This window comes from Aliiroseovarius sp. PTFE2010, assembly GCF_049943335.1.
Classification (GTDB): domain Bacteria; phylum Pseudomonadota; class Alphaproteobacteria; order Rhodobacterales; family Rhodobacteraceae; genus JBNFVY01.
On the sequence record NZ_JBNFVY010000003.1, the window covers coordinates 80,609 to 95,984 of the forward strand.

The window sequence follows — 15,376 nt, forward strand, 5'->3', positions numbered from 1 at the left end:
ATTCCTAAAAGATTCGCTGACGTTTGCGGGCTTGGCAGGCCTAATCACCGCCGCCGTGCATCGTCAGACCGATAGTGCCGAAAGGCAAACCGAATGTCCGACCCGGAAACTTCCGGTCACCGGATACCTAATGGACGCAGCCCATACTGGCATGCGTCGGAGAAGAAACGCGATGAAACGCGCTGAGGCACTGGTAGAACGGGCAAGGGGCACACAGCCCTTCCGTTTCTGCGCCGCGCGTGATCTCGCCCTTACAGAACACCGCAAATCCGACAGCCGCCCCCCGGGGCGTCCGCCTGCGTTGCGGTGCCGAGAGACTCAATGGCTAAGAAAATGCTCATCGACGCCACCCACGCGGAAGAAACCCGCGTTGTGGTGGTGGACGGAAACAAGGTCGAGGAATTCGACTTTGAATCCGAAAACAAGCGCCAGCTCGCTGGCAACATCTATCTCGCAAAAGTAACACGTGTCGAACCGTCGCTTCAGGCGGCCTTTGTCGATTACGGCGGAAATCGCCACGGGTTCCTTGCGTTCTCGGAAATCCATCCCGACTATTACCAGATCCCCGTGGCCGATCGCGAAGCTCTGCTGGCCGAGGAATTGGCCTATGCCGAGGCGATGGCCGAGGAAGAGGAAAAGCCCAAACGGTCGCGCCGGCGTCGCCGGTCGCGTAGCAAGGCCGAAGAGGTCAAGTCGGACGATGCGGTGGAAAGCACCGATGCGTCGATCCCCGGCATGGATGTCGTTGATATTGACGCCGACAGCGAAGAAGGCACGTCGCCTGCGTTCCGCGTGGCCGAAACCCCCGTGGAAGAACCCCAGGACGGAACTGACAGCGCCGCGGACGACGCGGCCGCTGTCGACGACAGCGACGCCGCAGTCCAGACCGCAGACGCGCCCGGCGACGTTGAACAGGCCAGTGACGACGAAGCTGGCGACGAAATTGGCGACGACGTAACAAGCGACGAAGCTGGCGACGATGAAGTTGGCGAAGACGACGCCGACGACGATGCAGCCGAAAAAGACGGCGATATCGAATCCATCGCGGACGAGGATGTGCAGGAGGAAATCCGCCAGCCCCGCAAACCGCGTCCGCGCCGCTACAAGATCCAGGAAGTGGTCAAGGTTCGCCAGATCATGCTGGTGCAGGTCGTCAAGGAAGAGCGTGGCAACAAGGGTGCAGCGCTGACCACCTACCTGTCGCTGGCCGGACGCTATTGCGTGTTGATGCCGAACACCGCGCGCGGTGGCGGTATCAGCCGCAAGATCACCAATGCCGTCGATCGCAAGAAGCTCAAGGAAATCGCGTCGGAAATCGACGTGCCCAAGGGCGCTGGCCTGATCGTGCGCACCGCGGGGGCCAAGCGGACCAAAGCCGAAATCAAGCGCGACTATGAATATCTTCAGCGGATGTGGGAGCAGATCCGCGACCTGACGCTGAAATCCACCGCGCCGGCCAAGATCTATGAAGAGGGCGACCTGATCAAACGGTCGATCCGCGATCTCTATAACAAGGACATCGACGAGGTTCTCGTCGAAGGCGAAGGTGGATATCGCATCGCCAAGGACTTCATGAAGATGATCATGCCGTCCCACGCCAAGAACGTGCAGCTTTATTCCGACCAGTTGCCGCTGTTCGCGCGCTACCAGGTGGAAAGCTTTCTGAACGGCATGTTCAACCCGGTCGTCCAGTTGAAATCGGGCGGCTATATCGTGATCGGGATCACCGAGGCGCTTGTGGCGGTCGATGTGAACTCGGGTCGGGCCACCAAGGAAGGGTCGATCGAGGAAACCGCGCTCAAGACCAATATTGAAGCCGCCGAAGAGGTCGCACGTCAGGCCCGCCTGCGCGATCTGGCCGGGCTGATCGTCATCGATTTCATCGACATGGACGAACGGCGCAACAACAACGCCGTGGAAAAGCGTCTCAAGGACAAGCTCAAGACTGATCGCGCGCGCATTCAGGTGGGGCGCATTTCGGGGTTCGGACTTTTGGAAATGTCGCGCCAGCGCCTGCGCCCCGGCATGCTCGAAGCGACGACCCAGCCGTGCCATCACTGTCATGGCACCGGGCTGATCCGGTCTGACGACAGCTTGGCACTGGCCATCCTGCGCCAACTGGAAGAGGAAGGCACCCGCGGCAAGTCGCGCGAAGTTCTGGTCAAGGCGCCGGTTTCCATCGCCAATTACCTGATCAACAACAAGCGTGAACATATCGCCCAGATCGAAACGCGCTACGGCATGGCGGTGCGAATTGAAGCTGATCCGACGCTGATCTCGCCCGATTTCACGGTCGAAAAATTCAAGACAGCGACGCGTGTGGTGGCCGAAGTGGTCGCGCCTGTGGTGTCGGTCGACAGTTCGTTGATGGATGAGATCGACGAAGAAGTGACCGAAGACGACGATACCGAAACTGGCGAAAGCACCGAAAGTACCGAAACCACCGATGCGGCGGGCGATGACGAACAGGCGCCGAAAAAACGCCGCCGTCGCCGCCGTCGCCGGGGCCGTGGCCGCGCCGAAGACGGGCAGGGTGAAAACGCGCAAGATGAAAATGCGCAGGGTGAAACCGGGGATGGCCAGGACGCCAGCTCCGGTGACGAACAAGCCAACAAGGGTGAGCAGCCCGCCCCCGAAGACGCCGCCGAGACCACCGCGGTCGAGGCCAAACCAGACAGCGAAGAGGCGCCTGAGCAGGCCGAGGACAAACCCAAACGCCGTCGCCGCACGCGCAAGAAACCCACCGAGGACGCGTCGACCGAAAAGGTTGAGGTCGCTGAGGATGGCACCAGCGGTGACGTGACACCGGCCGAGCCTATGTCTGACGCGTCAGGCACGGATGCCGATGCCCAGCCGGACGCAGAAGAAAAACCCAAGCGCCGGCGTACCCGCAAAAAAGCCGAACCCAAGGCGGACGCGGCGGATGCGGCTGGCGACGAGGTAGATGCGCCCACGGCCGAGGAAAAACCCAAACGGCGCCGGACCCGCAAGAAACCCGAGCCGAAGGCGGACGACGTGTCCGAAACGCCTGTGGAAACACCTGCAAAGGCGGCCGACGCCCCGACAGGTGAAACAGCGCCCGAGGCCCCGGCCGACCAACCGGCCGCCGAAGAAAAGCCCAAGCGGCGCCGAACGCGCAAAAAGCCCGAGCCGGTTGCTGCAACGGTCGAGGAACAGGCCCAGGTCGAAACCGTGAATTTCGAAACCGCCAATGCTGCGCCTGAGCCTTCTGAGCCAGCACCCGCAACGCCAGAACCCGCCGCAGCAGAGCCTGCTCTGGCAGAACCCGCTGCGCCTGAACCTGCTACGTCAGATGCGCCGGCCCGCCCGGTTGAAGACACCGCGGATGCCAAGCCGAAACGCAAGGGCTGGTGGTCGATCGGGCGCTGACGCCGCCTGCGCAGATCTTTCGAAAGGGGCAGGGCATGGCTTTGCCCCTTTTGCGTTCGTCGGGGCCTTTTCGCTCAGGTGGTCGGGCCCTTGCGGATCAAGAATTCCGTCCCGTCGGCATCCAGCAATATGTGGCCCTGTTCACGGCAAAAGTTCGGCAGATCAATCGCGGCCATCGGGTCGTCGGCAGACACGTGCAACACTTCGCCTGGCGCCATGGATTGCAGCAGCTTGCGCGCACGCAGCACGGGCAGGGGGCATAGCAACCCCAGGGCATCGACATGATTGGCAGCTTTGGCGTGCTTGGACATGGCGCTGGACATAGCCGCCGCGGGTCTGCAGGTCCACCGGGATGTGAAACGCCCGCGCGCATGACCCCGGCCCGGATTTGGCACCCACCGGGATGTGATGACGCCCACCCAGATGTGACGGATTGTGCGGGTGACGCGGCTACGCGCGCGCGCTATGACGGTGCAAACGACAGACAGGAAACCCATGTTCGGAATTGATCTCTTTGATGCCGCCTTGCTGCCGGCCATGATGATCGCGCTGGCAGGCGGGTTCATATCATTCCTCAGCCCTTGCGTGCTGCCCATCGTTCCGCCGTACCTTGCCTATATGTCCGGGGTCACGGTCAGCGATCTGGGCGAAGGCCAGAACCGGCGCAAACCGGTGATTGCCGCGATGTTCTTCGTGATGGGCCTGTCGACGGTGTTTTTGCTGTTGGGTTTCACGGCCAGTGCCATCGGGCGATTGTTCCTGTCGAACCAGCAACTGTTCTCGGCGGCAGCCGGGGTCATCGTCATGGTGTTCGGGCTGCATTTCCTGGGCATTCTGCGGATCGGCTTTTTGAACCGCGAGGCACGTCTGGACGCTGGCGACCGCGGCGGATCGGCCTTTGGCGCTTACATCCTGGGGCTGGCTTTTGCGTTCGGCTGGACACCTTGTTTGGGTCCGGTTCTGGGGGCCGTGCTGTCGCTGGCGGCGGCCGAAGGGTCTGTCGCACGCGGGACTCTGTTGCTGGCGCTCTATGCTTTTGGGTTGGGCTTGCCGTTTTTGCTGGTCGCGGCGTTTTTTCCGCGCATGGGCGGGCTGATGGGCTGGATGAGACGCCATATGGAACAGATCGAACGGGTGATGGGGCTGCTGCTGTGGACCATCGGTCTGATGATGCTTACGGGCGGGTTTTCGCGGTTTTCCTACTGGCTTCTCGAAACCTTCCCCGCGCTGGCCGCTTTCGGATGACAGCGTGACCACTGCGCCTATGTTGACCACGGTTTTCATCCGGGTGCGCTATGGTGGCTTAATTTCGCCAACAACCCGGGCTAACCTGCGCTCATGAAGCGACAGCCGACACCTGAGGACGACAGCAAAGCCATGCCCGACCAGAGCGTGGCACGCCGACGGGTTTTCTATGTGCCGGGCTTTGATCCATTTCCGCCGCGCCGCTACCGCGAGCTTTATCGCAAGGAATCGGCCAAGCAGGCGGATATCTCTGGCTATCTGATCGCCCAGTCGCCCAACCCCGACGCGGACGGGTTCGGATGGCGCGTGCAGGGCGATATCGGGGGCCCGGTCACGGCCGAGATTGACGTGCTGGTCTGGTCCGACATTGTCGGCGCATCTATGGGGCGATCCATCGCAGCGACCTATTGGCAGATGGTGCGCACGGCCTGGACCTATACAGTAAGCGGGACGCTGCGCCGCGTGATGTGGCTGCGCAAGGGGCCGGTAATCGCGGCGCTCTATCCGCTGGGCGTACTGATCGCGCAGCTTGCAGTAGCGATCGCCCTTCTATTCCTTGTGCACGCTCTTTGGGCCGTGGCCGCCGCGTCGGTCTTGCCAGCAAGAACCGGACATCTTTTCCAGTTTCTCAGCGGTGTCGGCTGGGTCTTGGGGGCGGTGGCAGCGATGTATGCCCTGCGTTGGTTCAAATCCCACGATGGCAAGGTTTTCGCCCATTATCTGATGCACGACTATGCCTTCACCGCCCAAAACGGCGGGGCTTACCCGCCCGAGCTTGAGACCCGCCTTGCCCAGTTCGCCGACCGGGTCGCCGAGGCGCTGGCGTCAGACGTGGATGAGGTGTTGGTGGTGGGGCATTCGTCGGGGGCCTATCTGGCGGTTTCTATCCTGGCGGACCTGATCCGGCAGGGCCGCGTCCCTGCTGTGGGCCCGGATTTGGCGCTGCTGACCCTGGGCCAGGTCATTCCGATGGCGTCGTTTTTGCCCAAGGCGCAGCGTTTGCGCCGTGACCTGCATGACGTGGCGGCCAGCGATCAACTGATGTGGGTCGATGTTTCGGCGCCGGGCGATGGCTGTGCCTTTGCACTGTGCGATCCGGTCGCGGTCAGTGGTGTCGATCCCGATACCAAACACGGGCCTTTGGTGGTGTCGGCGGCCTTTACCCAAACCCTTGCGCCCGACACGTGGGCCCAGTTGCGTTGGCGCTTTTTTCGCCTGCACTTCCAGTATCTTTGCGCCTTTGATCGGCCCGGTGACTACGACTATTTCCAGATCACCGCCGGCCCGCTGACCCTGGCCGAACGCTACGCCGGGCGGGCGCCTTCGCGCCAGCGCATTGACGTGCTGGCCAGCAAGTACACGGACATGGGCGCATGACGCCGCCCAAACCCCCTGCGCGCCCCGACAAAGTGTCGCTCTGGCGGTATGTGCGGCTCTTTCGCCGGGACATCCTGTCGGCGCAGCCTGCCAAGCTCTACCAGGCGAAGATGGCCGAATTTCGAACGCCATTTTTCCGCAGCTACCTTATCAATCAACCCGATCTGATCGACGTCGTTCTCAGGCAACGGCCCAGCGATTTTCCGAAGTCGGGCCGGATTTCCGAAGGGTTGCGCCCGTTGCTGGGCAATTCGGTGTTCCTGACCAATGGCGCGCAGTGGCGACGCCAGCGCCGCATTATCGATCCGGCCTTTGAAGGCGGGCGGCTGCGTGACACCTTTCCGGCGATGGTGGCGGCGGGTCAGGCAGCAGTGGCACGTCTGGGCCAGGGCGGCGCGGTCGAGATCGAGGCCGAGACCAGCCACGCCGCCGCAGATGTGATCTTTCGCACGCTCTTTTCGATCCCGATCGATCATGCGCTGGCCACCCAGGTGTTCGACCAGTTTCGTGCCTATCAGCGCGAGCAACCGATCTTGAACCTTGCCGCGTTCCTGCCGTTGCCGCGCTGGTTTCCGCGCGGCCATTCGCGCCGCACGCGCGCGACGGCCCGTCAGATCCGCGCCCTGATCACGCAACTGACGACCACACGCGCCGACCAGATCGCACGCGGCTCCGCACCCGACGACCTGGCGACCAAGATCATGACCACCCCGGATCCCGAAACCGGCCAGACCTTCGATGCCGCTGAAATGGTCGATCAGGTGGCGATCTTTTTCCTGGCCGGGCATGAAACGTCAGCTTCGGCATTGGCCTGGGCGCTGTACCTGCTGGCAACCCACCCCGAGGCACAGGCGCGCGTCGCCGCCGAGGCTGCCGCACTCGGGCCGGATCCGTCGTTTTCGGACCTGTCCAGACTGCGCTTTACCCGTGACGTCTTTCGCGAAGCCCTGCGCCTCTATCCGCCGGTGCCAATGATGGTGCGCGAAGCATCCCGCCCCGAGCGTTTCCGCAATCGCGATGTGCCGACGGGCGCGCAAATCGTGCTGAGCCCATGGCACCTGCATCGTCATACGGATATCTGGGACGCGCCGGACGATTTCGATCCGGATCGCTACGGCACCGAAAACGGCAAAGCCTGCCTGCGGACCGCTTACATCCCGTTTTCAGCCGGGCCGCGCGTATGTACAGGGGCCGGATTCGCCATGGTCGAAGGGCCGTTGTTGCTGGCGATGATCACCGGCGCGTTCGACATAAGCCCCGATGGCCCGCCCCCCGTTCCTGTGGCGCACCTGACCGTGCGCGCCCGGGATGGCATTCAGCTGCGCCTGACGCCGCGCGGTTGATCATTTCTCTTTCGGCTGCATCACCAACCAGATCAACGCCCCGCCCGCCAGCATCAAAAAGGGTGTCATGGCCATGTTCACGGCAGTCCAGCCTTCTTGCGCGCTTCCTCCTGAGCAGTTCATAAGCCCGCCCGAAGCCAGCGATGCGATCGTGACGCATCCAAAGACGATCATGTCGTTCATGCCCTGCACGCGACCGCGTTCTTCGGCGGTATGGGCGCCGGCCAGCATCGTGGTCGCGCCGATAAAGCCAAAGTTCCAGCCAACGCCCAGCAGCACCAGCGCCAGAAAGAACTGCTCCAGATCGACGCCGGACAGACCGACGACCCCTGCGGCAGCCAAAATCGCAAGCCCAAGCGCAATGATCTTTTCCACGCCGAACCGCGCTATCAGGTGGCCGGTGAAAAAGGACGGCACAAACATCGCCAGAACGTGGGCGCTGACCACGTTGGCGGCATCGTTTTGTTCGAACCCGCACCCCACGACTGCCAGCGGGGTCGATGTCATGACCAGGTTCATCAACGCATAGCTCACCATGGCGCAGATGATTGCGACGGCGACACGGGGGGTCCGCAACAGCTCCATACGGGTGCGTCCGGTGGGCGCGCCCTCTTCGGGGACGGGCGGCTTGGGAATGCGCAGGCCCAGGAAAAGCAGCGATCCGATCACGTTGATTGCGATTACGGCAAGGTATGCCCCAAGGAACGGCACGACAAAGGCCTGCGCCGTCACCTTGACCAGCTGCGGGCCGATGATCGCCGACGCAAGCCCCCCGGCCATGACATAGGAAATCGCCTTGGGCCGAAAGTCTTCAGACGCCGTGTCGGCCGCGGCAAACCGATAAAACCCTTGCGCCGACATATAGACCCCCGTGCACAACGATCCGATCAGGAACAAGGCGAAGCTCTGGGTATAGAGCCCCCACGCCCCGATCGCCGCACCGATCGCGCCCATCATCGCGCCGATGGCAAATCCTGTTGGCCGGCCAAAGCGTTGCATGATGGCCGACAGGGGGGTCGCCGACAGCATGGACCCCAGAACGATCAAGGAAATCGGCAGGGTGGCGAAGCAAGGGTTGCTGGCCAGTGACTGGCCCGCCAATCCGCCCAGCGTAAAGATCATTGGCATTTGCGCGCCAAGAAAGGCCTGCGCGATCACAAGGATCACGACGTTGCGCATAGTGGTTCGGCTGGGGCCGGTCGTTGCGGCGTCGGTCACATTCGTCATGGTGAATGGTTAGCGGGCGGCGTGGGGTTTGAAAAGCGCCATTTCGTGATCGGGCCAGGAATAAACCATGATCCATACGCCGGCGTATGGGGGCGGCCCAGGTCAGCCGGGGGCGCGTTTCAGCGGATCGAGGTCACGCGGCACTTGCCCTGCGGCCCAGGATTGCCAGTCCAGCACCTGCCGCATCAGAACCGATCGCCCGATACAGATGATCGCAGGTGGGTTGAACGCCGCCGCAGCGATGTCATCCACCATACGCCCCAGTGTGGTCTCAAGCACCTTCTGATCGGGCGTTGTTGCCTGCGCGACAACCGCCACGGGTTCGTCTTTGGGCCGGCCGGCATCCAGCAGAGCGCCAGCGATCTCGGGGGCGTGTTTCATCCCCATGTAGATCACCAGAACCTGGCTGCCCTTGGCCAGGGCCTTCCAGTCCAGCGATGCGGGCGTTTGTCCGGTCTGATCGTGGCCTGTCACAAAGGTAACGGCCTGGTTCACGTCGCGATGCGTAACCGGGATGCCTGCATAGGCGAGCCCACCGATCCCGGCGGAAATTCCGGGAATGATGCGGATGGGTATGCCTTGTTGCACCAGCGTTTGCGCCTCTTCGCCGCCCCGCCCGAACACGAACGGATCGCCGCCTTTGAGGCGCAAGACCCGCTTGCCAGCCTTGGCCAGTTCACACAGCCGCAGCGAAATATCCGCCTGTTTCGCTGACGGTTTTCCACCGCGTTTGCCCGCATAGATCCGTTCAGCGCGCGGTAGCGCCCAATCCAGAATGGCCGCATCGACCAACGCGTCGTAAACAATCACATCTGCCTGCCGCAACCCGTTGAGCGCATGGAGCGTCAGCAGCCCCGGGTCGCCAGGCCCAGCCCCGCAGAGCCAGACCCAGCCCGGTTTCAATTCGGGCCAGTTACCATTGGGAAGCGGGGGCGAGTCGGTCATGGCATCCTTATGCATCGGGTTAAGCGCCGGGGGAAGGACCTGGCGACCCGGGCCCGGCGAACGCGGGCGTGCCCTACGCCAGCGTAGGGTGGGGGATTTTTCTTTCCCTGGCCATACGCCCCCGTATAGTCGGCCCATGATCTTCCAAAGCTCCAAAATTCGCTGGCTGCACTGAAATGACGGACACATGGCATCGCAACGTCGGGCGGATCATCCAGACCCCTGATTGCGTGGCCGAGGGCGCGGCGCACCTGTCCGCCTGCGAGCCGCGCTTCGCCTTCGCCCTGTCGCAAACCGGCCCCTTGCCCCTGCGCCGGCGCAAGGATGGGTTCGAGGCCCTGTTCAGCGCCATCGTCAGCCAACAGGTCAGCGTGGCAGCCGCCAACGCCATCTGGGGCCGGTTGAAAGCGGCACGTTTGACCGGGCCGCGCAAGGTCACTTGGGCAAGCGAAGACGATTTTCGCGCCTGTGGCCTCAGCCGCCAGAAAATCCGCTATGCCAAGGCCCTGGCCGGCGCGGGGATCCGGTTTGATACCTTGCGCGATGCGCCGGTGGACGAGGTGGTGCAATCGCTGGTCGCGGTGCCTGGCATCGGTGTCTGGACGGCCGAGATCTATGCGATGTTTTCGCTGGGACGGGCGGATGTCTTTGCGCCGGGCGACCTGGCTTTGCAGGAAAGCGCGCGCCTGTTGTTTGACCTGGACGCAAGGCCGACTGAAAAGCAACTGCGGCAAATGGCCGAAGCCTGGAGCCCCTGGCGATCGGTTGCAGCCCGGCTGCTCTGGGCCTACTACCATGTGGAAAAGAACAGGGAAGGGATCCGATGACACGTCAATTGCAAGACCAGAGCCGCCCGGCGGCCAGTGGCACCACCAAATCGCTGGTGATCTTTCTGCACGGCTACGGCGCTGACGGGCCGGATCTGCTGGGGCTGGCTGATCCGTTGTCGCAGCATTTGCCGGACACCGTGTTTCACGCGCCAAATGCACCCGAACGTAGCGCGGCCAACCCGATGGGCTACCAGTGGTTTGCGATCCCGTGGATGGACGGATCGTCAGAAGACGCGGCCAATGCCGGCCGACTGCAGGCGATCGAGGATCTCAATGCCTATATCGACGATGTCATGGCCGCCGAGGGGGTCACCGCCGCACAGACCGCATTGGTCGGCTTTAGCCAGGGCACGATGATGGCATTGCATGTGGCGCCGCGCCGGGCCGAGCCATTCGCCTGCGTGGTTGGATTTTCCGGGCGGTTGCTTGACCCCGAATCTTTGGCCGCCGAGACCGTTTCACGCCCGCCGATCCTGCTGATCCATGGCGACGCGGACGACGTCGTGCCGCCGCAATCGCTGCCCGAAGCCGGCAATGCCCTGACCGAAGCCGGGTTTGACGTTTTCGCCCATGTCATGAAGGGCACCGGCCACGGAATCGCGCCCGATGGGCTGTCGGTGGCGCTGAGCATGCTGCACGACAAGCTTGGGTACGGCGACAAAGACAAATAGGTGGCGCGTCAGGCGGGGCACAGACGGAGCACAGGCAGGGCGAGGCAAAACAAACGGGGCGGTTTAATGGTTTTTTACATTTTTCACGCCAAGTTCACCCACAAGGTGTTGACCGCCCCCGGGCCGCAACCTACCTTAAGATGTAGTTGGAGCTGAGGAGATACCCCATGGATCTGTTGATCACCGCTTTTGCATTTGGTGCAATGTCGCTGTGGGCAGGCGTGGCTCTCGCCCCTCAGCCCAAACGTATCCCGGTCAAGGTAGATCAGTCGCGCAAATAGGCGCTGGCCAAAGGGCAGCCGTCTCTGTCCTTCAATAACGCGTTGAGGATTCAGTTTCTGCGCGCGTAGTGACCGTCATTTCCCTGTCGTTTTTCCCCGTTACAGATGGGCCCACATCAAGGGGCTTGTCACCATTTTGCCCCGAGATATAGTGGCGATAAGAAGGGGCGGGCGCTCCGCCCTGGACCAAGAGAACTTGGGAATCGGGCGGAACGGGAGTCATTTGCCGATGGACGGAGATTTCAGGTCAGAATTCGTGCGAGAGCCATCAGCGCTCAGGCACCACCCGGCCTTGGTGCTGAACGCGGATTACAGGCCCTTGTCCTATTATCCACTGTCGCTTTGGCCATGGCAGGATGCGGTCAAGGCCGCGGTTCTGGACCGGGTCGATATCGTGGCCGAATACGATACGATCGTTCGAAGTCCATCGACCGAGATACGCATCCCCTCTGTCGTTGTCCTCAAAGATTATGTTCGACCCCAAAAGCGCGTGGCCTTCACGCGCTTTAATTTGTTTTTACGGGATGAATTCCAATGCCAGTATTGCGGTGCCAAGGGTGATCTGACCTTTGATCACGTGATCCCGCGGGCAAGCGGCGGCATAACCAGCTGGGAAAACGTGGTGGCCGCCTGTGCGCCGTGCAACTTGCGCAAAGGCTCGCGCAGCCTGCGCCGCTCGGGCCTGAACCTGCGCAAACCGCCGCGCCAGCCCGCGGCCGAAGAACTGCGCAACATGGGCCGGAAATTCCCGCCCAACCACCTGCATGAAAGCTGGATGGATTTCCTGTACTGGGATGCCGAACTAGAAGCGTAGGGCGCGTCAGGCCGAACAGCTGGCCCCGCCAAGAACACAGAATTTCGCGCAATGGGGGTGGTTCAGGGATACGTCGCGCTCCGCCTCGGCCAGGGTTTCGCCCAGTTCGAACTGTCGATCATAGGCCAGCAGCGTGCAGGCCATCACGGTCGGACGGTCCGCGCCTTTGCGTTTCACGACCATGCGCGATGAGGCGCACATGACATCGGCGGGATCCTTGTTCAGGATGCCCCAACAGTCCGTCGTGATTTCCGGCACATCGACCGACGCGTCCATTTCCGGAAATATCACCGTAACGGCAGGGTCCTGCGGATCGATTCGATAGCCCCGGTCCGCGAACAGCGCCGCATACCCCGCGCGCGCGGCCGCATCGGTTTCGCCCCACATTGACCGACCCGCAAGAGCCATCGCGATGCCTTCGTCGCGCAGCCAGTCCATGCCCTCAATCGTGCGGGCGAAACTGCCGCTGCCGCGTTCGGCGTCGTGGTTGCGCGCGTCGTAGTGGTCAAGCGACACGCGCAGCGTCATCTGACCCGGGTACTGGCGGTTCAGCTTTCGCAGCCCGTCCTGAATGCGCGGGCGCATCATCGGGCGCATGGCATTGGTCAAAACCAACACCTGATATCCGGCGCCAAGCGACAGGCCGATAATGTCGATGATCTGCGGGTTCATGAACGGCTCGCCGCCGGTCAGACCGATTTCCCGTACCGGCCAGTCACGCTGGGGGATCTGGTCGAGGAAAGATTTGACGTCTGCCCCGGTCAGATAGACCAGCGCGTCGTTGGTTGGCGAGCTGTCGATGTAGCAATTCGCACAGGTGATATTGCACAGTGTGCCGGTGTTGAACCACAAGGTCGTGGCCCCCGACAGCGCAACCGTGGCCCGCTGAGATCCGTCGGCCGTCACCTCTGGATCGATAAACTTGCCGTGGTTCGCACAGATGTCTTTCATGTCGGTCCTTCCCGTTTCACGACACGCTAGCGATCGATCGCCGCCCCGAAAAGAGGGCAGCTTTTTTCCTGACGCGGTTGTGAAGGGCGCACTTGATGCTAGACTTATCCCTGCGTGATCGGTAGACGGTAGGCGTTAGCGCTAACAGCCCACGACCAAGGAGCATCCGCATGGTTTCTCGAGTCATTCCGGTTGATGATTTCGATCTGGTGATTTTCGGCGGTACGGGTGACCTGGCCCGGCGCAAGATCCTTCCGGGCCTCTACCGCCGCTTTTGCGCGGGTCAGATGCCGGACGGGGCGCGGATCATCGGGGCGGCGCGCACGGATTACGATACGGACGGCTATCGCCAGTTCATCCGCGAGGCGATCGAGGAATTCAGCGAAAAGAACGATTGCGGCCCCGAGCGGATCGACGCTTTTCTGCATCGTCTTGACTATGTGGCGATTGACGCCAAAGGCACCGGCGGCTGGCCGGTGCTGGCACAAAAAGTGCGCCGCAACGTGATCAACGCATTTTACTTTTCAGTCGGGCCCAGCCTGTTCGGCGATATTGCCGAACGTCTTCACGCCTATGATATCACGGACGACGACAGCCGGATCGTGGTGGAAAAGCCATTCGGGCGCGATCTGGCTTCGGCCCGGCAGCTCAATGCGGTTCTGGCGGCACATTTCGACGAGAGTCAGATTTACCGGATCGATCATTATCTGGGCAAGGAAACGGTGCAGAACCTGATGGCGGTGCGGTTCGGCAACATCCTGTTCGAGCCGCTTTGGAACGCGCAGTTCGTCGATCATATCCAGATCACCGTGGCCGAAACAGTGGGGGTTGGCGGGCGCGGCGAATATTATGACAAGTCTGGCGCCATGCGCGACATGGTGCAAAACCATCTGATGCAGCTTTTGTGCCTGATCGCGATGGAGCCGCCCAGCCGGTTCGATCCTGACGCGGTGCGCGACGAAAAGCTCAAGGTGATCCGGGCGCTTGAACCGGTCGATCTGCACCATTTGGTGCGCGGTCAATACGAGGCCGACGGCGACAGCCCGAGCTACCGCGAAGAGGCGGGCGATCCGCGCTCGCGCACCGAAAGTTTCATCGCCATGCGTTGTCACATATCGAACTGGCGGTGGGCGGGCACGCCATTCTATCTGCGCACCGGCAAGCGGATGCGGGCGCGCACATCGGAAATCGCCGTGGTGTTCAAGGACGCGCCCCATTCGATCTTTGGTGCCGATGCGGGGCGGCATGCCAACGTGCTGTCGATCCGCTTGCAACCGAACGAAGGCATCACCTTGAAGGTTACGATCAAGGAACCGGGGCCGGGCGGGATGCGCCTGATCGATGTGCCGCTCGATATGAGCTTTGCCGATGCTTTGGGTGACGAGGCAGAAGATATCCCGGACGCCTACGAGCGGCTGATCATGGACGTGATCCGGGGAAACCAGACCTTGTTCATGCGCGGCGACGAAGTCGAGGCCGCTTGGGCCTGGACCGATCCGGTCATCGAAAGCTGGGAGCGGCGCCACGACGTGCCCAAACCCTATGAACAGGGGTCGACTGGCCCCGAAGATGCCGCCGTCATGATGCATCGTGACGGCCGGCGCTGGCGCGAGATCAAAGTATGAAGCTGATCGAATATCCCGACCGCGACGCACTGATGCTGGACCTGGCCGACATCCTGGTCAGCGAACTGCGCAATGCGCTCGACCGGCAAGAGCGGGCCAGTTTTTGCGTGCCGGGCGGCACGACACCTGGCCCGATCTTTGACACACTCAGTGCGGTGCATCTGGAATGGGACCGGGTCGATGTGCTGCTGAACGACGAACGCTGGGTACCTGAAACCTCGGATCGGTCAAATACCGCGCTGTTGCGGCGCCGCCTGATCACCGGAACGGCGTCCGAGGCGCGGCTTGTCCCGCTCTATGCCGATGTGCCCGAACCCGAAGACGCGCTGGACGATCTGGCCGCAGGCGTGCAGGCGGTGCTGCCGTTGTCGGTGCTGTTGTTGGGCATGGGGGCGGATATGCACACCGCATCGCTGTTTCCCGGTGCGGATCGTCTGGAACAGGCGCTTGCGCCCGATGCGCCGGTGCTGTTGCCAATGCGCGCGCCAGGCGCACCCGAAGCGCGTATCACCTTGGCGGCGCGCGTGTTGCAGGGCGCCATGTCGACCCATATCGTGATCACCGGCGATGACAAACGCGCCGTCATCGAACGCGCGGCCCGACTGCCCCCGACCGAAGCGCCGGTGGCGGCGGTGTTGCCGAACGCACAGGTGCACTGGGCTGCATAAGGACAGGAT

13 protein-coding genes are annotated in these 15,376 nt (G+C 62.4%); 9 read left to right on the plus strand and 4 right to left on the minus strand.

Annotated elements, in window-relative coordinates; all coding sequences use genetic code 11:
* Nucleotides 1-321 precede the first annotated feature (321 nt).
* Entirely contained in the window at nucleotides 322-3,390 is a 3,069-nt protein-coding gene (locus ACP2AV_RS06415; RefSeq protein WP_426371869.1) for an Rne/Rng family ribonuclease, read from the plus strand.
* Nucleotides 3,391-3,464: 74 nt separating this feature from the next.
* On the opposite strand, the gene ACP2AV_RS06420 is transcribed toward ACP2AV_RS06415, so the two are convergent.
* Entirely contained in the window at nucleotides 3,465-3,713 is a 249-nt protein-coding gene (locus ACP2AV_RS06420; protein ID WP_426371870.1) for a sulfurtransferase TusA family protein, read from the minus strand.
* A 172-nt stretch (nucleotides 3,714-3,885) separates the two neighbouring features.
* On the opposite strand from ACP2AV_RS06420, the gene ACP2AV_RS06425 reads away from it, so the two are divergent.
* The 3 genes from ACP2AV_RS06425 to ACP2AV_RS06435 all read left to right on the plus strand — a co-directional run bounded on the left by ACP2AV_RS06425 (nucleotide 3,886) and on the right by ACP2AV_RS06435 (nucleotide 7,355).
* Entirely contained in the window at nucleotides 3,886-4,635 is a 750-nt protein-coding gene (locus ACP2AV_RS06425) for a cytochrome c biogenesis CcdA family protein (RefSeq protein WP_426371871.1), read from the plus strand.
* A 93-nt stretch (nucleotides 4,636-4,728) separates the two neighbouring features.
* A complete protein-coding gene (locus tag ACP2AV_RS06430) occupies nucleotides 4,729-6,012 on the plus strand; it encodes a hypothetical protein (protein WP_426371872.1) in 1,284 nt (427 codons plus the stop codon).
* Nucleotides 6,009-7,355 (plus strand): cytochrome P450, encoded by a 1,347-nt coding sequence (locus tag ACP2AV_RS06435; RefSeq protein ID WP_426371873.1) that lies wholly within the window; start codon nucleotides 6,009-6,011, stop codon nucleotides 7,353-7,355. The genes ACP2AV_RS06430 and ACP2AV_RS06435 overlap by 4 nt, the downstream gene beginning before the upstream one ends.
* Here the strand turns inward: ACP2AV_RS06435 and ACP2AV_RS06440 are convergent, their stop codons facing one another.
* Together ACP2AV_RS06440 and cobA are read right to left on the minus strand one after the other, a co-directional pair.
* The gene (locus ACP2AV_RS06440; RefSeq protein WP_426371874.1) at nucleotides 7,356-8,582 is read right to left on the minus strand and encodes an MFS transporter; all 1,227 of its coding nucleotides are present in this window, start codon (nucleotides 8,580-8,582) and stop codon (nucleotides 7,356-7,358) included.
* 102 nt (nucleotides 8,583-8,684) lie between these two features.
* On the minus strand, nucleotides 8,685-9,527 hold the full coding sequence (gene cobA, locus ACP2AV_RS06445) for a uroporphyrinogen-III C-methyltransferase (RefSeq protein WP_426371875.1): 843 nt from the start codon (nucleotides 9,525-9,527) through the stop codon (nucleotides 8,685-8,687).
* A 176-nt stretch (nucleotides 9,528-9,703) separates the two neighbouring features.
* Between cobA and ACP2AV_RS06450 the strand changes: the two genes are divergently transcribed.
* The 3 genes from ACP2AV_RS06450 to ACP2AV_RS06460 all read left to right on the plus strand — a co-directional run bounded on the left by ACP2AV_RS06450 (nucleotide 9,704) and on the right by ACP2AV_RS06460 (nucleotide 12,123).
* Nucleotides 9,704-10,354 (plus strand): DNA-3-methyladenine glycosylase family protein, encoded by a 651-nt coding sequence (locus tag ACP2AV_RS06450; protein ID WP_426371876.1) that lies wholly within the window; start codon nucleotides 9,704-9,706, stop codon nucleotides 10,352-10,354.
* Nucleotides 10,351-11,028, plus strand: a complete 678-nt coding sequence (locus ACP2AV_RS06455) for an alpha/beta hydrolase (RefSeq protein WP_426371877.1) — start codon at nucleotides 10,351-10,353, stop codon at nucleotides 11,026-11,028. Before ACP2AV_RS06450 ends, ACP2AV_RS06455 begins: the two co-directional genes overlap by 4 nt.
* Nucleotides 11,029-11,538: 510 nt before the next feature.
* Nucleotides 11,539-12,123, plus strand: a complete 585-nt coding sequence (locus ACP2AV_RS06460; protein WP_426371878.1) for an HNH endonuclease — start codon at nucleotides 11,539-11,541, stop codon at nucleotides 12,121-12,123.
* A gap of 6 nt (nucleotides 12,124-12,129) precedes the next feature.
* Here the strand turns inward: ACP2AV_RS06460 and ACP2AV_RS06465 are convergent, their stop codons facing one another.
* Entirely contained in the window at nucleotides 12,130-13,074 is a 945-nt protein-coding gene (locus tag ACP2AV_RS06465) for a radical SAM protein (protein WP_426371879.1), read from the minus strand.
* Between the two features lie 170 nt (nucleotides 13,075-13,244).
* Here ACP2AV_RS06465 and zwf point away from each other — a divergent pair, with 170 nt between their 5' ends.
* Both zwf and pgl read left to right on the plus strand, forming a co-directional pair.
* Nucleotides 13,245-14,699 (plus strand): glucose-6-phosphate dehydrogenase, encoded by a 1,455-nt coding sequence (gene zwf / locus ACP2AV_RS06470; protein WP_426371880.1) that lies wholly within the window; start codon nucleotides 13,245-13,247, stop codon nucleotides 14,697-14,699.
* The gene (gene pgl / locus ACP2AV_RS06475) at nucleotides 14,696-15,367 is read left to right on the plus strand and encodes a 6-phosphogluconolactonase (protein WP_426371881.1); all 672 of its coding nucleotides are present in this window, start codon (nucleotides 14,696-14,698) and stop codon (nucleotides 15,365-15,367) included. The genes zwf and pgl overlap by 4 nt, the downstream gene beginning before the upstream one ends.
* Nucleotides 15,368-15,376: the final 9 nt, after the last annotated feature.